The 19,272-nt window shown below is 45.9% G+C and carries 18 protein-coding genes; 13 read left to right on the plus strand and 5 right to left on the minus strand.

From position 1 onward, the window contains the following. Nucleotides 1-62 precede the first annotated feature (62 nt). The 7 genes from ACXAGL_RS17645 to ACXAGL_RS17675 are packed head-to-tail and all read left to right on the plus strand — an operon-like array spanning nt 63 to nt 7,714. Complete coding sequence (locus ACXAGL_RS17645; RefSeq protein WP_474991967.1) at nt 63-1,205, plus strand: acyl-CoA dehydrogenase; 1,143 nt, start codon at nt 63-65, stop codon at nt 1,203-1,205. 18 nt (nt 1,206-1,223) lie between these two features. Further along, nucleotides 1,224-2,864, plus strand: coding sequence for an AMP-binding protein (locus tag ACXAGL_RS17650; RefSeq protein WP_474991968.1), 1,641 nt, complete (start codon nt 1,224-1,226; stop codon nt 2,862-2,864). Between the two features lie 12 nt (nt 2,865-2,876). Then, nucleotides 2,877-4,232 (plus strand): acetyl-CoA carboxylase biotin carboxylase subunit, encoded by a 1,356-nt coding sequence (locus tag ACXAGL_RS17655; RefSeq protein WP_474968603.1) that lies wholly within the window; start codon nt 2,877-2,879, stop codon nt 4,230-4,232. Between the two features lie 14 nt (nt 4,233-4,246). Then, complete coding sequence (locus ACXAGL_RS17660) at nt 4,247-4,462, plus strand: acetyl-CoA carboxylase biotin carboxyl carrier protein subunit (protein ID WP_474968604.1); 216 nt, start codon at nt 4,247-4,249, stop codon at nt 4,460-4,462. An 11-nt stretch (nt 4,463-4,473) separates the two neighbouring features. Then, nucleotides 4,474-5,382 carry a hydroxymethylglutaryl-CoA lyase gene (locus tag ACXAGL_RS17665; RefSeq protein WP_474991969.1) on the plus strand — a complete coding sequence of 303 codons (909 nt, stop codon included), beginning with the start codon at nt 4,474-4,476 and terminating at the stop codon, nt 5,380-5,382. Between the two features lie 3 nt (nt 5,383-5,385). After that, nucleotides 5,386-6,168, plus strand: a complete 783-nt coding sequence (locus tag ACXAGL_RS17670) for an enoyl-CoA hydratase-related protein (RefSeq protein ID WP_474968606.1) — start codon at nt 5,386-5,388, stop codon at nt 6,166-6,168. 16 nt (nt 6,169-6,184) lie between these two features. Beyond that, nucleotides 6,185-7,714, plus strand: coding sequence for an acyl-CoA carboxylase subunit beta (locus ACXAGL_RS17675; protein WP_474970391.1), 1,530 nt, complete (start codon nt 6,185-6,187; stop codon nt 7,712-7,714). 39 nt (nt 7,715-7,753) lie between these two features. Here the strand turns inward: ACXAGL_RS17675 and ACXAGL_RS17680 are convergent, their stop codons facing one another. Next, nucleotides 7,754-9,715 (minus strand): AMP-binding protein, encoded by a 1,962-nt coding sequence (locus tag ACXAGL_RS17680; RefSeq protein WP_474991970.1) that lies wholly within the window; start codon nt 9,713-9,715, stop codon nt 7,754-7,756. 188 nt (nt 9,716-9,903) lie between these two features. Between ACXAGL_RS17680 and ACXAGL_RS17685 the strand changes: the two genes are divergently transcribed. The 4 genes from ACXAGL_RS17685 to ACXAGL_RS17700 all read left to right on the plus strand — a co-directional run bounded on the left by ACXAGL_RS17685 (nt 9,904) and on the right by ACXAGL_RS17700 (nt 14,551). Continuing rightward, the gene (locus ACXAGL_RS17685; protein WP_474991971.1) at nt 9,904-11,403 is read left to right on the plus strand and encodes a flotillin family protein; all 1,500 of its coding nucleotides are present in this window, start codon (nt 9,904-9,906) and stop codon (nt 11,401-11,403) included. 313 nt (nt 11,404-11,716) lie between these two features. Beyond that, nucleotides 11,717-12,865, plus strand: a complete 1,149-nt coding sequence (locus ACXAGL_RS17690) for an NAD-dependent epimerase/dehydratase family protein (RefSeq protein WP_474968609.1) — start codon at nt 11,717-11,719, stop codon at nt 12,863-12,865. 13 nt (nt 12,866-12,878) lie between these two features. Next, on the plus strand, nt 12,879-14,042 hold the full coding sequence (locus ACXAGL_RS17695; protein WP_474968610.1) for a glycosyltransferase family 4 protein: 1,164 nt from the start codon (nt 12,879-12,881) through the stop codon (nt 14,040-14,042). Between the two features lie 266 nt (nt 14,043-14,308). Beyond that, nucleotides 14,309-14,551, plus strand: coding sequence for a hypothetical protein (locus tag ACXAGL_RS17700; protein ID WP_474991972.1), 243 nt, complete (start codon nt 14,309-14,311; stop codon nt 14,549-14,551). Between the two features lie 415 nt (nt 14,552-14,966). Here the strand turns inward: ACXAGL_RS17700 and ACXAGL_RS17705 are convergent, their stop codons facing one another. Next, complete coding sequence (locus ACXAGL_RS17705) at nt 14,967-15,509, minus strand: LAGLIDADG family homing endonuclease (protein WP_474991973.1); 543 nt, start codon at nt 15,507-15,509, stop codon at nt 14,967-14,969. Between the two features lie 91 nt (nt 15,510-15,600). Continuing rightward, nucleotides 15,601-16,428 (minus strand): aminoglycoside 6-adenylyltransferase, encoded by an 828-nt coding sequence (locus ACXAGL_RS17710; protein ID WP_474991974.1) that lies wholly within the window; start codon nt 16,426-16,428, stop codon nt 15,601-15,603. A 69-nt stretch (nt 16,429-16,497) separates the two neighbouring features. Between ACXAGL_RS17710 and ACXAGL_RS17715 the strand changes: the two genes are divergently transcribed. Next, complete coding sequence (locus ACXAGL_RS17715; RefSeq protein ID WP_474968613.1) at nt 16,498-17,025, plus strand: hypothetical protein; 528 nt, start codon at nt 16,498-16,500, stop codon at nt 17,023-17,025. On the opposite strand, the gene ACXAGL_RS17720 is transcribed toward ACXAGL_RS17715, so the two are convergent. Next, a complete protein-coding gene (locus ACXAGL_RS17720) occupies nt 17,014-17,946 on the minus strand; it encodes an exonuclease domain-containing protein (protein WP_474968614.1) in 933 nt (310 codons plus the stop codon). The genes ACXAGL_RS17715 and ACXAGL_RS17720 overlap by 12 nt on opposite strands. A gap of 332 nt (nt 17,947-18,278) precedes the next feature. Between ACXAGL_RS17720 and ACXAGL_RS17725 the strand changes: the two genes are divergently transcribed. After that, nucleotides 18,279-18,623 (plus strand): DUF3889 domain-containing protein, encoded by a 345-nt coding sequence (locus ACXAGL_RS17725; RefSeq protein WP_474968615.1) that lies wholly within the window; start codon nt 18,279-18,281, stop codon nt 18,621-18,623. A 31-nt stretch (nt 18,624-18,654) separates the two neighbouring features. On the opposite strand, the gene ACXAGL_RS17730 is transcribed toward ACXAGL_RS17725, so the two are convergent. Then, the gene (locus ACXAGL_RS17730; protein ID WP_474991975.1) at nt 18,655-19,209 is read right to left on the minus strand and encodes a nitroreductase family protein; all 555 of its coding nucleotides are present in this window, start codon (nt 19,207-19,209) and stop codon (nt 18,655-18,657) included. Nucleotides 19,210-19,272 lie beyond the last annotated feature (63 nt).

A 19,272-nucleotide genomic window follows, 5' to 3' on the forward strand; every position in this document is an offset into this window, starting at 1 on the left:
CATTCTTTTTGTGTGCTTTACAGACCAACCAGTCGGTCTAAAATACAGCAAGGGGGAGTAAAATGAACTTTGAACTGACGAAGGAACAGGAAATGACACGGAAAATGGTACGGGACTTTGCGAATGACGTTATTGCACCAAGAGCGGTGGATATTGATCGAAATGCGGAGTTTCCGAAGGACATTTTCGATGAGATGGGGAGACTCGGTCTGCTTGGCATTCCATTTCCTGAGGAGTACGGCGGGTCCGGCGGAGACACGGTCACGTACGCTCTGGCTGTTGAGGAAATCGGCCGTGTATGCGGGTCCACAGGGCTGAGTTATGCTGCAGCCGTATCTCTTGGAGCGAGTCCCATCTATTATTTCGGTACCGAAGAGCAGAAACAGGAGTATCTTATTCCGCTTGCTAAAGGAGAGGGACTTGCTTCTTTTGGTTTAACAGAGCCAAATGCAGGTTCGGATGCCGGCGGTACGAAAACACGCGCTGAATTAGTGGGGGATCATTATGTGATCAATGGAGAGAAATGCTGGATTACCAACGCAGAGTATGCCAGGTCCATTACGGTGACGGCAGTCTCGGGAAAGCGTGAGGACGGAAAAAACATCATTTCCGCGTTCATCATTCCTAAAGACACCAAAGGCATGAGCATTACCAGCCCTTACGAAAAAATGGGTGTCCGTGGTTCCAATACTTCAGAAATCATATTGGAAGATGTGAAAGTACCGAAGGAAAACATTCTTGGTGATCCTTCCAAAGGGTTTCATCAGTTTTTGTATACATTGGACGGCGGCCGTATATCTATTGCTGCCCTTGCTGTCGGTATTGCTCAGGCGTCTTTGGATAAAGCCCTTGCCTATGCGAAGGAACGGAAGCAGTTCGGGCAGTCCATATCAAAATTTCAAGCCATTCAATTTAAACTGGCGGATATGGCCATGGAAGTGGAGCTTGCAAGGAATATGGTGTTGAAAGCCGCCTGGTTAAAGGATCAGAAAAAGGATTTCACGAAGGAATCCGCGTATGCGAAACTTTTCGCCTCTGAAACAGCGTTCCGTTCATCCAATCAAGCCATCCAAATCCATGGCGGGTATGGATACATGAGGGAATATGAAGTCGAACGTTTTCTAAGAGACGCCAAGCTTCTTGAAATAGGAGAAGGAACATCTGAAATACAGCGTATGGTCATCGCACGCCAGCTGGGATGCTAATTGAAGGAGGACGAGAGAATGACACTGCTCGAACAAACAGTCGGACAGCTGTTGGAGGAAAAGGCTTCGCTATATCCAGATCAGGAAGCTTATGTGTATCCCGAAAAAGGGATTCGTAAAACGTATGCGGCATTTAATGAAGAAGCTGATGCGGCCGCAAAAGGACTGATGGCTCTAGGGATAGAAAAAGGCGATCATCTGGCTGTTTGGTCTGATAATAAGCCGGAGTGGCTGATCACGCAGTTTGCTTCAGGGAAAATGGGCGGTGTGCTCGTTACCGTAAATACGAACTACCGCGCGCAGGAGCTTGAATATTTGCTGAAACAGTCGGATGCCTCTACGCTCATTCTTGCTGAGGACTTCCGCGGAGCCTCCTATATGAACATTTTGAAGGAAATCTGTCCGGAACTGGAATACTCAGAGAAAGGCAGCCTGCAGAGTGAACGGCTTCCTTTTTTAAAGAACGTTGTTGTTCTGAGTGATACTCCGCATAAAGGGTGCTATTCCTGGCAGGACGTTGTCGATATGGGGATGACCATTCAGGATGAGGAGCTTGAGGCAAGAAAACAGTCGCTGACGTCCACAGATGTCATCAACATGCAGTACACCTCTGGCACGACCGGCTTTCCTAAAGGCGTCATGCTTTCTCATTATAATATTGTGAACAATGGAAACCAGGTGGCCGGCAGCATGAACCTGACGCATCAGGATCGTTTATGCATTCCTGTCCCGTTTTTCCACTGCTTCGGATGTGTCCTGGGCACGCTTGCTGCGGTTTCCAAAGGCGCGGCAATGGTCATTTTAGAACAGTTTGAACCGAAAAAAGTCCTGCAGGCAGTGAAAGATGAGGCATGCACAGCACTGCATGGGGTCCCGACGATGTTTATCGCAGAACTCAATCACCCAGAATTCGAAGACTTAAAACCTACGACCCTCCGCACGGGTATTATGGCGGGTTCGACATGCCCGATGGAAGTGATGAAAAATGTCATTCATAAAATGGGGGCGGAGGAAATCACGATTGCTTACGGGCAGACCGAGTCCTCACCAGTCATCACCCAGACCAATGTGCATGATCCTGTCCACCTGCGGGTCAGCAGTGTCGGCCGTCCTCACTCTAATGTAGAGGTGAAAATCATTGAACCGGCTACGGGTGAAGAAGTGGAACCAGGTGTACCAGGGGAACTTTGTACCCGGGGCTATCTTGTGATGGAAGGCTATTACAAAAATGAGGAAGCGACAAGCGCAGCCATAGACCCTGATGGATGGCTCCATACCGGGGACCTCGCTGTCAAGGATCACGAGGGCTATATTGAAATAACCGGAAGGATGAAAGACATGATTATCCGCGGCGGAGAAAATGTGTATCCAAGGGAAATTGAAGAATTTCTGTATCAGCATCCTGATGTACTGGATGTCCAGGTGGTCGGTGTGCCGGATGAAACGTACGGGGAAGAGATTATGGCCTGGATCATTCCAAAAGAAAATACGCACATAAATGAAAGCGATATCAAAGAATTTTGTGAAGGGCGGATTTCCAAACATAAAATTCCGCGTTATATCTTATTTACGCAGGAATACCCGATGACTGCCAGCGGAAAAATCCAGAAATTCAGATTGAGGGAAAATGCCCTCGATCTATTACAGACAGGAAAATGAGGGAGGAATTGGATGTTCAAAAAAATATTGATTGCCAACCGCGGGGAAATTGCAGCCCGCATCATCCGTACATGCCGGCGGATGCAGATCCAAACCGTTGCTGTTTATTCTGAGGCCGACCAACAGGCTCCTTTTGTAAAAATGGCGGACGAAAGTTATTTGATTGGAAAACCCAGGGTCAATGAGTCTTATTTGAACATCGATAAGATTTTGGAGGCGGCATTGAAATCCGGGGCTGAAGCGGTTCATCCAGGATACGGATTGTTAAGTGAAAATGCGGGGTTTGCACAACGAGTAAAAGAAGCAGGCCTCACATTTATTGGACCAGAAGCTGATGTCATCGCAAAAATGGGAGACAAAATTGCTGCGCGTGCCGAAATGAAGCAGGCCGGTGTGCCTGTCGTTCCAGGTACTGAAGAAGCGGTGGCTTCTGTAGAAGCAGCGAAAGCAGCAGCTCAAACGTTCGGATATCCGGTTATGTTGAAGGCAGCTGCCGGCGGAGGCGGGATCGGTATGCAGGCCGTCCATTCTGATGAGGAACTGGAAAAAGCATTTGAAGGAAATTCCAAACGGGCCAAAGCATTTTTCGGAGATGGAAAAATGTTTATTGAAAAGTTAATAGAAGAGCCGCGCCACATCGAAATTCAGGTTCTTGCGGATCATCACGGCCATGCTGTTCATTTGTTTGAACGGGAATGCTCCATTCAAAGAAGGCATCAGAAAGTGGTAGAGGAAGCTCCTTCGCCGTTCCTTTCAGAAAAAACCCGCAGGGAAATGGGAGACAGTGCCATCAAGGCTGTGGAGAGTCTGCAATACACCAATGCCGGAACGATTGAATTTCTTGTGGACCGGAATGAAAACTATTATTTCCTTGAAATGAACACCCGTCTGCAGGTGGAGCATCCTGTAACAGAGGAAATATCAGGTGTGGATATTGTAGAGCAGCAGCTGAAGATAGCCGCTGGTGACAAACTACACCTTCAGCAGGATCGTCTGCAGATCAACGGACACGCGATTGAAGTACGCATATATGCTGAGGATCCGAATACGTTCTATCCATCACCGGGGACGCTTTCGAACCTGGTGCTTCCGGAAGGGCCTGGAATCAGGCACGAACTGGCCGTGGAAAGTGGATCAGAGGTCACGCCCTTTTATGATCCGATGATTGCTAAATTGGTCGTTCATGGCAGTGATCGAAACCAAGCGGCTGAACGTCTTGCCAAAGCACTCCATGCCTATGAAATTGAGGGAATCAAATGCAACCTGACAATGTTAAAACGCATCATCACCCATGATAGGTTCCGTGAAGGAGATACAACAACAAGCTTCATTCAAAACTATTATCTACCTACTTTAACCAACCACTAAAAGGAGGACTACACATGTTTGAAGTAAAAGCATCGATGGCAGGAAGTGTATGGAAAATCACAGCAGAAGAAGGGGCTGAGATCAATGACGGGGAGGATGTCGTTATCCTAGAATCGATGAAAATGGAAATCCCCATCTCCGCAGAAACGTCCGGGACGATCAAAGAGCTGAAAGTAAGCGAAGGGGACTTTGTCAACGAAGGCGACGTTATTGCGATTATTGAATCATAGGAGCGGATGGTATGCTGAACCTGCCTGATCATGTAACGATAAAGGAAGTCGGACCAAGAGATGGTCTTCAAAACGAAGCAGAGGAAATCCCAACCGAAAATAAAGTCACTTGGATCAATCTGTTATCTGCAACGGGATTGTCTTCGATAGAAATCAGTTCGTTCGTACATCCGAAGTGGATCCCGCAATTGAAGGATGCTGCAAAGGTCGCCGCATCCATAGAACGGAAACCTGGTGTTACGTATGCCGCTCTCGTTCCGAATCAAAAAGGTCTGGAGGCAGCTTTAACGGCTGATGTCGATGAAGTCGCCGTCTTTATGTCCGCCAGCGAAACCCACAATCTAAAGAACATTAATAAAACGATTGATGACACGTTCCCTGTGCTGGAAAACGTTGTACAGACAGCTAAACGTGAAGGGAAACAGGTGCGGGGCTATGTGTCTACAGTCTTCGAGTGTCCTTATGACGGGAAAACCTCACAGGACCAGGTCCTCCGGGTAAGTGACCGATTGTTGCGCATGGGCATTGAAGAGTTATCCATGGGAGACACTCTCGGGACAGCGGATCCAAAGCAGGTGGACGAAGCGCTTGACTATTGGAAGCAGCACCTTCCATTAGAAAACATGGCGATGCACTTTCATAACACGAGAGGAATGGCGCTGGCGAACATCGTGGTATCCATGCAGCATGGAATCACCACCTTCGATGCGTCTCTCGGCGGTCTTGGCGGCTGCCCTTATGCGGACGGAGCCTCCGGAAACCTTGCAACAGATGATCTTGTTCATATGCTCCACCAGATGGGGGTTCACACAGGAATAGATGAATCCGCTCTCCAAAGAGCAGCGGATTACATGCAGCGTGTCCTTGGAAAACCGCTTCCCAGTCACGGCATGCAGATCCTGAATAAGGAAAGGGTGTAAGTCATGAATGAACTCATCCGTATGGAAGAGCCGGCGGCCCACGTTTGTCAGCTCACATTAAATCGACCGGACGCGGCCAATGCTCTTTCTCATGCGCTTTTAGATGAGCTGTCTGAAAAAATCGACCATATTCAATCCCGCTCCGATATCCGGGTCGTCTTACTTACAGGAGAAGGAAGCAAGGCGTTTTGTGCGGGAGCGGATCTAAAGGAAAGGTCCGGAATGTCGGACGAGGAAGTCGTCAAAACCGTGCGGAAAATCGGGGATACTCTTCGTAAATGGGAAAAAGTCACTGTTCCTACGATTGCTCTCATCAATGGAGCGGCTTTCGGAGGCGGACTTGAGCTTGCTCTGGCCTGTGATTTACGTATGATGAGTTCTTCAGCGAAAGTGGGGCTCACGGAAACATCCCTCGCGATCATCCCCGGGGCAGGCGGTACCCAGAGACTTTCAAGATTGATCGGTCCGGGGCGGGCAAAGTCGATGATTTATACAGCCAAACCTGTGGAAGCAGCCAAAGCATTCCAGATGGGGCTCGTTGAATATATGTATGAACCGCAGATGCTTATGGAAGAAGCACAGGATTTGGCTGCCTGTATAGCAAGAAACGGCCCTTTAGCTGTAAAGGCTGCCAAAAACGCAATGGATACCGGGTTTGACATGCCGCTGGAGGAAAGCCTTGAAATTGAGCACGCAGCGTACAAGTCGACCATCCCGACGACAGACCGGGTCGAGGGTCTGAACGCTTTTAAGGAAAAACGCAGACCGGAATACAAAGGAGAGTGAGCACGTGGAAAAAACGATGTCGGATCAGCAGTCGTTTGAAGAACGGGTGAAAAAAATCGCCCGGGGCGGCGCAGAAAAATATCATGAAAAGAACGCAGAAAAAGGTAAGATGTTTGTTCGCGACCGCCTCCAGTTGTTGTTTGATGAGGATATTGATATCGAAGATGCTTTTTTTGCCAACTGTCAATCAGAAGGACTTCCAGCAGACGGGGTCGTTACAGGAATCGGCAGGATGAACGGCGAAACCGTGTGTGTGATGGCCAATGACTCTACAGTAAAAGCAGGTTCCTGGGGCGCTAGAACAGTGGAAAAAATTATACGTATTCAGGAAACCGCTCTGAAAATCAATGCTCCAATGCTTTATCTGGTCGATTCAGCGGGGGCAAGGATCACCGATCAAGTCGATATGTTCCCAAACCGGCGCGGAGCGGGACGTATTTTCCATAACCAAATCAAATTATCCGGACGAGTTCCCCAGGTTTGTCTGTTATTCGGACCATCTGCTGCAGGAGGGGCTTATATTCCAGCCTTTTGTGACATTGTCGTTATGGTTGATGGCAATGCCTCCATGTATCTTGGTTCTCCAAGAATGGCAGAAAAGGTAATCGGGGAGAAGGTATCCCTTGAGGAGATGGGTGGTGCGTCCATGCACTGCTCTGTATCAGGATGCGGAGATGTGCTGGCATCAGATGAGAAGGAAGCCATAGGGTATGCCAGGACCTATTTGAGCTACTTTCCAAGTTCCTATCAGGAGCGTCCGAAAACAAGGGAAGCAAGAGAACCGCAGGCGTTTGAAAAAACGATTGAAGAGTTGATACCTGAAAACCAGAATGCTCCTTTTGATATGTATCAGTTCATCGACCGGATTATTGATGAGGACTCCTTTTGTGAAATTAAGAAGAAGTTTGCTCCGGAATTGATTACAGGACTCTCCAGGATCAACGGAAAATCTGTCGGCATCATCGCTAATCAGCCGAGGGCCAAAGGAGGCGTGTTATTTCCGGATTCAGCAGATAAAGCCGCCAAGTTCATTCAATTGTGTGATGCCTTTAATATCCCTTTGTTGTTCCTCGCGGATATCCCGGGCTTCATGATTGGAACGAAAGTGGAACAGGCGGGAATTATCCGTCACGGGGCAAAAATGCTGGCGGCTATGAGTGAAGCGACGGTTCCTAAAATCTCTGTCATTGTCAGAAAGGCGTATGGCGCAGGGCTGTATGCCATGGCAGGACCCGCTTTTGAACCGGACGCTTGTCTCGCCCTGCCTACAGCTCAAATCGCTGTGATGGGACCGGAAGCGGCTGTGAATGCTGTCTACGCCAACAAGATTGCTGCCCTTCCGGAAGAAGACCGTCCTGCCTTCATTAAAGATAAGCAGGAGGAATATAAGGAAAACATCGATATTTACCGGCTGGCTTCAGAAATGGTCGTCGATGATGTCGTGAAACCCGGCCGCCTCCGTCACGAATTGAGTACACGCTATGAAGCCTATACACGTAAAGATGTCCAATTTACAAATCGAAAGCACGGGGTCTACCCGGTTTAAAAACAAACGCCTGGATCTTTTTTGAGATCCAGGCGTTTGTCATGATTCTGTGCCGGCTTTTCTACCAAGATCAGAGATTTCCTGTACACTTTCAGGGTTTTCAAGGGCGCTCAAATCTCCTGTGGACTGGTTTAAATAAGCAGATTTAACCGCACGGCGCATCACTTTGGCATTTCTCGTTTTAGGAAGGTCTGATACCAGGTGGATGATGTCCGGTGACAAAGCTTTTCCGAGCTTCTGATGCAGATGCTTTTTCAATTCTTCAATCAAAGACGCTTGCTCCACCGGTTCATCGTTAACCACTACAAAAGCGACCGGTTCTTCCCCTTTGGTTTCATGAGGGATACCGATGACGCCGGCTTCCAACACAAGAGGGTGGTCCACGAGTACCGTTTCCACTTCCGAGGGACCCAGCCGTTTACCTGCTACATTCAATACGTCATCAGACCGACCGGTAATTGTAAAATAGCCTTTATCATTTTCTACCACCCAGTCTCCGTGCACCCATGTATCCGTAAAGCGGCTCCAGTATGCTTCTTCGTACCGCTCGTCATCTTCAAAAAAACTGTTGGTCATGCCTGCCCATGGCTTACGAATCGCCAATTCACCCACTTCATTAATCACACGTTCTCCTTGATTATTCAATACGACAGCATCCATGCCAGGCAGGGCAGCATTGAAAGTGACCGGCTGGATCGGCTTGATCAGGATATTTCCAAGAATGCCTCCGGATATTTCTGTCCCTCCTGAATAATTAAAGATCGGTACCTGTTTATGACCTGCATGTTCAAACAGCCAGTTCCATGGTTCTTCATTCCAAGGCTCTCCTGTGGATGCAATCAGTTTCAAGGAGGTAAGAGAATGACGATGCAGCCATTCAGGCCCGTACTTCATCGATGTGCGTACCAGCGTTGGAGAAAGACCGAGATGTGTCACGTTATACGTGTCGACAATCTTCCATAAGCGGTCAGGTCTGGGATAATCCGGTGTGCCTTCAAACATGACGATGGAGGCGCCGTTAATAAGACCTCCGTAAACGAGGAAAGGCCCCATCATCCATCCCATATCGGTGTACCAGAACAAAGTATCCTCCTTAGTAACGTTCATACAGATTCCCGCATCAAAAGCGGCTTTTATCGGAAAACCCGCATGTGTATGAACCGCACCTTTCGGTTTACCTGTCGTACCTGATGTGTAAATCAACATGAAGGGGTCCCCGGCTTTTGTAGCGGCTGATGGAAAAGGACCCTTTTTTTTCTGCAGTGAAGACCAGGCAACGTCCCGCGGCTCATGCCACTGGATATCGGTACCGGATCGCTCAACTACAAAGACATGCTCCAGAGAGGGACACTGCTCTGCTGCTGCATCTGCCTGATCTTTCATTTGAATGGTTTTTCCGCGCCGGTAGAAGCCATCGACCGTTATCAGGGCTTTTGCTCTTGAAGCCTGGATTCTTGCAGCTACGGCATCTGCTTTATATCCGGAGAACGCAGGGGAAAAGACAGCACCGATTTTAGAAAGGGCAAGCATACTGATCAGGGTTTCCGGAATCATCGGCATATAAATCGTCACAATATCCCCTTCCGCTATACCATAGCGCTGGAATCCGTGTGCAGTCTGATCGACAGCTTCCTGAAGTTCTATAAAAGAATAGGAGGATGAATCGCCACGATCTCCTTCCCAGAACAAGGCCGTTCTATTTCTATGCTCCGGGTCTTCCGCCCATTTGTCGAGGGCATTATGAGCCGCGTTGATTTCACCTCCGACAAACCATTGGGGATACGGGAGGCCCCGGGACAAATCAAGCGTCTTTTTGAAGGGAACAGACCATTCGATGCCGAGTTCCCGGCACGCTTCCTCCCACATCCATTCCACCCGGTCTGTTGTGACTTTATGAAAGGTATCATAATCCGTAAAGCCTGATCTTTTCATCCACTGAAACAAGCGGGTGGATTCTTTCTGCTTTTGTGTCGGATTCCATACATTTGGATATGTACGCATAGAAACTTCCTCCTCATTCAGGAATGACTTGAATCCATTATATAATAAAGCGTTTTCATAAACTATAAATGTACAGATTTCACAAACTTTATAAAAAAATCCAGAAAATCTGAAACAAAAGGAGGGGGTTTTTCGATATGCTAGACAGCCCTTCTTTTTACAAGGGACTAATGGAAGGAGTGGATGGTATGTTCGAGGGAGCTTTAACGGTTATTATTCTGGGAGTGCTTGGTGCTGCCTTAATCATCGGCGGAATTGTAACCTTTATTATTTTCCGTCTGCGTTATAAAACGGCAAGTTCCAATGAAGCTTTGATTGTAACAGGGCCGAAGCTTGGAGATCCGGAACAGGAAAAGAACGTGTTTGAAGATGATAACGGAAGGTCGGTTAAAATCATTCGGGGCGGCGGGTATCGTCTCCGGATGTTCCAGACAGCAACACCCATTGATTTAACGTCCTTTCAACTGCAGGTCAATTCTGAGAAGGCCTACACAAAGGAAGGGATTCCGGTACGCGTAGCCAGTACAGCGGTCATCAGTATCGGCAGTGAGCTTGAGATTATGGCGAACTTTGCTGAGAAGTTTCTCGGGAAGAAGCAGAACGAGCGGGAATCAGAACTGAAGGATGTACTGAATGGACATTTGAGGTCCATTATCGCCTCCTTGCCGATTGAGAAGATTTACAACGACTTTAAAGAAGTCAACACGCAGGTGAAGCGGATTGCAGAAGCAGACTTGAAAGGCATGGGTTTTGAGATTACATCCTTTGCTTTGAATGATGTGGAAGATGTAGACACCGAGAACGGCTACATAGATGCGCTCGGGCGCCCTCATATCGCTGAAGTACAGAAAAAAGCGAATATGGCGGAATCGGATGCAACGAAGGAAACACGCATTTATCAGGCTAAGAACGATCAGGAAGCGCAGGATGAGGAAAACCGACGCCTGACGGCTGTTGCATCTTCCACTAAAGAAAAAGATATTAAGGAAGCGGAATTCCAGACTGAAACAAACCGGGCGAAAGCGAATGCCGACCAGGCTGGTGAACTGGAACGCCAGAAGCTTGCTCAGCAGATTAAAGAAGAGGAATTGAAAGTTCAGTATATTGAAAAGCAGCGGGCCGTGGAGCTTGAAGAAGAAGAAAACAAGCGGAGACGATCCATTGCTGATGCGGAAGCTTATGAAGTCACGAAACGGGCCCAGGCAGAAGCAGATAATGAGCGGATCAAAGGGGAGTCTGACGCCGAAGTTATCCGTCAGCGCGGTATAGCGGAAGCGGAATCGAAAGAACGGATGGCCAAAGCAATGGAACACTACGGTGAAGCGGCGATTACGGAAATGCTGATTAAGGTTCTTCCTGAATATGCAGAGAAAGTGTCCGCGCCGATCAGTCAGATCAAGGATATGAAAGTGATTGATATGGGTGGTGCAGACTCCAGAGGTGGTTCTTCTAAAGTTGCAGGCAATGTAACCTCGACAATGCTTGGGATTCAGGAGTCTTTGAAGGAAACAACAGGCATGGATCTGAAAGCGATGCTTGAGAGCTATGTTTCCAGAGGAACCGTCAATGGTTTTGCTTCTGAGGATAAAAAAGGCGCAGAGGAAGCGGCAGCAGCAGCTGAATCGCCTGAACAGGATGAAGAATCAGCAGGGGACAAGCCAGAAGAAAACGAAGAAAAAGAAGAATGACGAAGCGGCGGGGAGCGGATGATGCTTCCCGCATTTTTTATCATTTCAGGTTTAAACTATTGGCATCGTGGGTAAAATCTCATTTAGGTCTCAAAGTCCGACATATTTCGTTTTCTTCTGAGTGTTTATGGAGTTTACAAAGAATTAATTGTTTCAAAATTGAATTAATGGTAAAGTCAAAAACGTAGAGACCATGACTGAACAGGAAAGGCATACCGGTTTGGTGGAATCTTTCCAGTTTTCGAACATTAGTCAAAAGTGTTACTCTATAAAAGAGAATACGAGTATGCAAGATGTAACTAGGAGGTAGATTATGAGAATTATTGTAGCAGGGGGAGATGGTTTCTGCGGATGGCCGACTGCCCTGTACCTATCCAAGCAGGGTCATGATGTAACCATCGTGGACAACTTAGTACGCAGAAAGTATGATGACGAGCTTCGCTCCAATTCAGTAACACCCATTGCCACACTTGAAGAGCGGGTGGCAAAATGGAAAGAAGTATCAGGGAAAGAGATTAAAACCTTTATCGGCGATCTCAACCACTATGATTTCCTGAGTGAAGTTTTCCGTCAGGTTGAGCCTGAGGCGTTCGTTCACTTTGCCGAGCAGCGTTCTGCTCCTTATTCCATGATTGACCGTGAGCATGCGGTGTATACGCAGACGAACAATGTCATGGGGAACTTGAACGTTCTTTATGCCATCAAGGATTTCGCACCGGAATGCCATTTGATCAAACTGGGCACGATGGGCGAATACGGCACACCCAACATTGATATTGAAGAAGGATATATTGAAATTGAACATAAAGGAAGAAAAGACACGCTTCCGTACCCTAAGCAGCCGGGCTCTTTCTATCACTTATCCAAAGTGCATGACAGCCATAACATTACGTTCGCCTGCAAAATCTGGGGTATTCGTGCGACAGATTTAAACCAGGGTATCGTTTATGGTTTACATACCGAAGAAACACGTATGGACCCGGTGCTTGTGAACCGTGTGGACTATGACGGTGTGTTCGGGACGGCTCTGAACCGCTTCATCAATCAGGCAGCAATCGGGCATGATATTACGGTGTATGGTTCAGGCGGACAGACGCGTGCGTTCCTAAACATTGAAGATACCGTGCGCTGTGTGGAAATCGCCGCTGAAAACCCGGCAGATAAAGGGGAATTTCGTGTATTCAACCAGTTTACAGAATGGTTCTCCGTTCAGGAGCTGGCTGAAAGAGTTTATAAGATCGCGAAGGAGGAAGGTCTTCAAACAGAAGTGAAGAAGATTGAAAATCCTCGTATTGAGAATGAAGACCATTATTATAATGCGGTCAATACGAAACTCCGTGACCTTGGTCTGGAGCCTCATCTGCTGACAGACGATGTGATCCGGGATATCCTCCGTACAGCTGTTGAAAATAAAGATCGTATTATCCAGGAGAATGTTCTGCCATCAATTACCTGGAAGTAAGGAGTTTTCCGCTTTGAAAATCGCCATCATTACAGAAACTTTCCTGCCATCAACAGATGGAGTAGTTACAAGACTGAAGGAAGCCATTACGTATCTCCTCAATCAGGATCATGAAGTGGTTGTCATTGCTCCAGATCTTGGTGTGAAGGAATACAAAGGAGCGATTGTTGAAGGGGTTAAAACGACAAAACTGCCTTTTTACAGGTCCAAGGAATTCAGCCTGCCGCAAAAACGGGTGAAGGATCTGCTGCAAAAGCACGATCCTGACCTCGTTCACGTGGTCAACCCAGCCCTCGTCGGGGTTTCTGGTGTGTATTATGCGGATAAGCTGAATTACCCGCTGATTGCTTCATACCACACACACGTGCCGAAATACCTGGACTATTACAGGCTTTATCCATTTAAACCGCTTGTATGGTGGTACTTCAGAAAGCTTCATAACTACGCCCATGTCAACTTATGCACATCACAGGCGATTAAGACGGAGCTGGATGATAAGAACTTCCATAATGTCAGCGTATGGGACAGAGGTGTAGCTGTGGATCATTATCATCCCGGACACCGGACCGAGTCTATGCGCAGCCGTTTATCCAACGGTAAACCAGAAAATAAGCTGCTTGTGTTCGTCGGAAGACTGGCACCTGAGAAAGAAATTCATAAAATCAGGCCGCTGCTGGACGAACGGGAAGACATTTCTCTTGCGATTGTGGGGGATGGTCCTGTCAAAGGAGAACTCGAGGAGGCCTTTAAAGGGACGAATACAGTGTTTACAGGCCTGCTTCATGGAGATGAACTGGCTGAGGCATTTTCTTCTTCAGACGCGCTTATTTTTCCGTCGGTGACCGAAACACTGGGTCTTGTTATATTGGAGGCTATGGCGTCAGGTTTACCCGTCATAGCAGCCAAGAGTGGTCCGACAATGGAGCAGGTGGAAGATGGCCGCACAGGGCTTTTATTTGAAAATGAGAATACCGAAAGCATGATTGAAGCCATCAACCGTTTGGAAGATACCTCTCTTTATGCCGACCTTTGCAGGAATGCCAGGAAGGAAGCTGAAAAACACAGCTGGCAGAAGCCTTCTGAGCAGATCTTGGACTATTACTACAAAACGCTTCGCGTGTACGAGGAAAGTACAGCTCAAACACCGAAAAAATCGAAAGTTAAGGTCACAGAGTAATAACTCTGTGGCTTTTTTATGCAGTTTTAACTCCAATGAAAGAATTATAACGAAATAAGAACATACGTTCTATACCCAAAAAAGAGGCACATTTTACACTTTATCATAATATTCTTATTTATTACTTAGTAGCAACTCCAATAAATAAAAACAAACCATCCATAACACGTAACAAATCGAAAGGAGGTCAAACTAGTACAAGTTCATATTCAAATCAAGGAGCTGTTTCAATGGAATGACAGGCAAAATTGGTATCAGGCGCTTATATGAAGGAAACGAATCCGTGTGACATGCAGCAGATTGAGCATTTTCAAACCAAAATACTTAATAATGAAGATCAATGGATTCATCTAAATGAATATTTGAAAAAACAAAGAAATGATAAAAGTCATGGGTTAACCATCAATGATCTTATGCTCGTGCCGTTAAACCGGATGGATGTTCATAGGATTTTGGAAGATGTTACGGCAATTCGAAATTTCATCAATGAACTGAAAGATACTCAATGATCATTATGTGCTGAGATAAAACAGTAACATTTAATTTTTAACTGGATGCGGAATGTCTACAATCCTGTTTCATTTTGTTTTGTCTCAATAACATGAGTAAACTTAATATTTGAGACAGAATTACATGATTTGCACTAGCTCAGTATAATATATATTATGTCTACTAGAATTAAATAAAAAAAGAGAGGCATTTATAGGTGCTTCCCCTTTTAAAAACCAATATTAATTCAGCAAGTTTAAGAACGTCTTGTACTTTCTTTCCATGTATATTCCTTTATCGGCATAAATCCAATTGAAGAAATTCAGAACATCTTTTTTACCACTAACATAAAGTCTGAAATAAGTATCAAAGGTCTTTATTTGACTTCTAATAACTTGTTCCTCAAGCATATCGCTTAATGAATAAATAAAGTCTCTATACACACCCATCACCATCGAAATAACCTCTGATGAAATGTGATCTATAATTTTCCGGTATCTCAGGCATTTGTATTTTCATACTTTTCTTCGGTGTAAAACCATGAATTTGTAAAAGATCTTCTTTTATAATCTTGCTGTTTATATTTAGAATACAGACATCAGTCGCTTCATTTAAAATGATTGGATGATTAGAACATAATTCTTGTTTGATTAGATCGAGTATGTGTCTATCTTTTTGGGAAAAGCTGATTTGCTGACCTTTAGTAGGTATCATTCCATCTGCAGCAAAAAAACCAAGAATATAAGCCATATTGTTAGACCATGTTTTAAAGTAATGCTCGTTGACGTGATATTTACGTTTCCAGCTGCCGCGGGGACGCATAGGCACATTCATCTTTTTCAGAATAAGACGAATGGCGGCCGGAGTAATGCCCGCCTCTCCTGCAATCACTGTTGTACTTTCCCCATGTTTGTACCGTTCTGCAATTTCTTCATTCGTCAGCCGGCGTCTCCTTGAACTCGATCCATTCGATACCATGATCAGCCTCCTTAGACTAGTTAAGATCATTATACCGAACATTTGTTCCTGTATCCATTTTTCCGCACTTTTACATGCCACACCTTTTTTTTCAATCCTTTAAGTAAGCGTATACATCATTGCTGTTAAAGGATTCAGCTGAGATGCTCAAGGATACTTCGCTTTCGAGTATTTGAAATAACTCAGCGATTGTGAGGAGCGCCTTCCAATTCTCATTGTAATCACTTCCTGTATAGGTGGCTTGATAAGATACCCAAAGTTCTTCAGGAAGAAATCGTTCAAAATATTTACCGGAACTGCCGACAGAGACTGAAAAATCATGTTTTGAGCCAATGTACCAGCTCATCATTTGGTGCAGCATCCTTCTCACAGGACCCTCCAACATCGTTTTAGCATAAGGCAGCTGCTTCCGCTCCAAGCCTTTAGCCACATACAGGCTGACCCACCAGAATTCATTGCTGCAGCGATAAACCTCTTCCTGCACAGGTTTCTCAACGATGTAATCGCTGTTGTCTGGAGCAGGAATTTCCGGAAGACACCCATCTTTGTCGAGCAGAACTTCCGTTAAACTCTCGAATGTTTCAGGAAGATCGTGGACGTCAACGAGAGTCAAATCAATTCTTGTCCCATCTGTAAACTGCATCAAATAAGCAAACCGTCCCCTCCTTCCACCCTCATCGTATAAAGGATAATGATCAGGCATCTGTGTGATCAGCCGCTCCCCGAAAACATCAATCCATGTGTGATCTTTCATAAAGGACGAAAAATCAGACACGATATACTGAATGTCGTAATCCTGAAGAGCGTCATGTTCTGCACTCGCATTGACCCTTGATCCATTTAACAGCACCGCTCGTATCCGCTCATCCTGCTCAGCCGTATGTAAAACCAAATCATACATCTCCTGTTCTGTACGCACCTTTAAACCCCTCTCCGATAGTTGTCATTCTTTCATCCATTGCTTACGATAAGAATGAGGTGGTGTATTATGAAAAAAATGTCCGTTTTGATCATTACCATTTTCGTTTTTATTCTCTATCGTCCTAAAAGAGTCCATTCCTGTACATTCGACCCTGCAGAGGTGTTACCAGGAGATGTATTGTTTTCTCCTATCGGTAAACGGGAGTCCAAATATGTAGGCCATGCAGGTATTGTCACGACAGATAAAAAGGTTCTACATTCCATTCCTTCCGGTTTGGTCAAGGATGAACCTGACGTTTACAAAAGAAAGTTCCGCAGAGTTTCTCACTACCGGGCACATGAGGAAGACACAGGCCTGCGTTCTGCTGCGTTTGCTGAATGTTTATACCAGAGATACCCTGAAGCTTTGTATCGTATTCACACCCCCTTAAATGGCCCTGAGGACGTTCAGTACTGCACAAAAATTGTCTGGCAGTCCTATTACGCTGCTGGAGTTAATTTAGGATTTCTGCCTGAAAAAGCCAGAGCCGTCCACCCCCTTTGGTTAAGGGACAGCAAGCATTTATATCCATTAAAGAGGCGTTCAAACCGTTGAACGCCTTACATAATTCAGGAAATCCGCTTCTGATAAAATCTCGATCGATGCTCCCTGGCTTAACAATGTCTCCGCTCTTTCCAATTTGGACGTTTTTTCTCCTGCGGTGTACCGCTCATACGTTTTGGTTCCAACGACCACAAAATTGGTGGCTGCTTCAATATCATAATGAAACACTCCTCCGTGCTGAATCACCTTCTCAACAGCTTCCTCCCTCTTCATATGGGAAAGCCGTCCGGTAAAGGAAACCGAAGCCTTGTACAAAGGATGAGAAGGATCCAATTCTACGGATGCTGCTGTGAAAGAAGAAGCTGATGGCTTCTGTGCTCTACGCTTTTTATTCAACCGCGCCGGTTCATAACCCCCTTCATACATCATCCCGTTCGTTGTCCCTGATTTATCCACGAGATCTTTAGAGTCGGCCGCTTGCAGCTTTTCTTTTGCCTTCATGAAAATATGAGCCGCTGCTTTTGCATCTTCAAGAGCATGGTGATGGGAAAATGAAAAGCCCAGATGATCCGCTACACGATTCAAATTGTATTTAGGAAGCTGCCACGTCTTCCTTGAAATATTCAATGTACAGTTGTAGGCAAGCATGGGATAAGGAAGGTTGTACTCATCGAGGACGGCTCTTAGAACACCCATGTCAAACTGGGCATTATGAGCGATCAAAAGCTTTCCTTCCACCATGGATTTAATTTCATTTTCCCACAACGTATGAAATTCCTCGGCATCTTTGACATCTTCCTTGGTAATTCCGTGCACGCGTACATTTATGGGAGCAAAATAATTCTTCTTCGGTTTCACCAAACGGTAATATTCCCTGACAAGCCGTCCGTTTTCATACTCCACAAGCCCGATGGAACAAACCGACCCTTTGGATGCATTAGCCGTTTCAAAATCAAGCGCTGTAAAATTCATAACAATCTCCTTTCCCCTTCCTTTCTTTATGATAAAACGCTTCGGATGATTCGTCTAATATAATCCATCCGGACTGCATAGAGAACCCATCATCCGCTTATGATAAGAAGGAAAGGAGTGGCATAAATGACCTTCGATTTCGCACGCCTCCCCTCAGATCAGCTGCAGCAGATCAAACAGCTGGAGGAGAAATACAACATTGTATTGATTGCTTACGATGACAAATACATGAAATAGAAAAAGGTGCCTGATCCTATGGGCACCTTTTGTTTATCCACCCGCATAGATTTGCGGATTCTATAAAAACTAATGAGGATAAAGGAGGGATGATGATGAAGCGTAGAGGAAAACGGACATTTTATAAAGGAGCAGTCTTTCTTATGGCTCTTTTGTTTCTTTCCGTGTCCTTCAACCACGTGTTTGCCCAGCCTGATTATGCCAAATGGGGGAAAGCAGCGGTTGAGGAAACGGATAAGAACTATCCAGATTACGACCTGGTGAATTATGATTATCAGGGGAAAGTAGCCATTGCAGATAACCGGGAGCAGTATACCTTCCTTTTTACTATGGATCAAGCGGGCACAAAAAAGAACGTACGCGTGTATGTCCTGGTCAATCCTGCAGAGGATCAATTGATTGAGATCCAGTTTGAAGACATAGCGTCTTCTTCTCCGTAAAAAAGCACACCTCCTGAGGGGTGTGCTGGATTTATGGTGTATAAAGGGTGAATTTATCGTCTATGGACGTCCTTTTTTTAGGTTCTGGTTTTTCGTCAAAGTACCCCATGTGAATGAAGCCGACAACCTTTTCATCCGGCTGAATCCCAAGCAGTTCATGAACCTCCGGGTCATAGATGTGGGGATTCGTCTTCCAAACCACGCCAAGGTCTCTTTCCCATGCCAGCAGCTGGAAGTTTTGAAGCAGACAGCTGACGGCTCCGAAATTCTCCTCCCACACTTTCTGCCTTGGATCTTCGTCCATCACAACAATTAAGAAAGCAGAAGGCTTGCTGAAATAATCTCTGCGGTCTTCCTTCCGTTCTTCCGGAAACGTGTCGACGAGGGAAGATACAAAAGCCTCTTTCTGCTCAGAAGGTACATAGATGAACCGCCATGGTTCACGCATCCCGTGGGTTGGTGCCCATACGGAATCCTCCAGAAGTTCCTTCACGAGTTCTGTCGGTACAGGTTTATCCAGATAGCCGGTTTTGATGGAGCGTCTTTCTCTAATAACCTCTGCTAATTTTGATTTGTTTTCATTCATGCCTCTCACCCTCATTATCATCATTATTTATGGTAATGATAATCGTTCTCAGTGATGTTGTCA

Source organism: Halobacillus sp. ABA4_118, assembly GCF_056160205.1.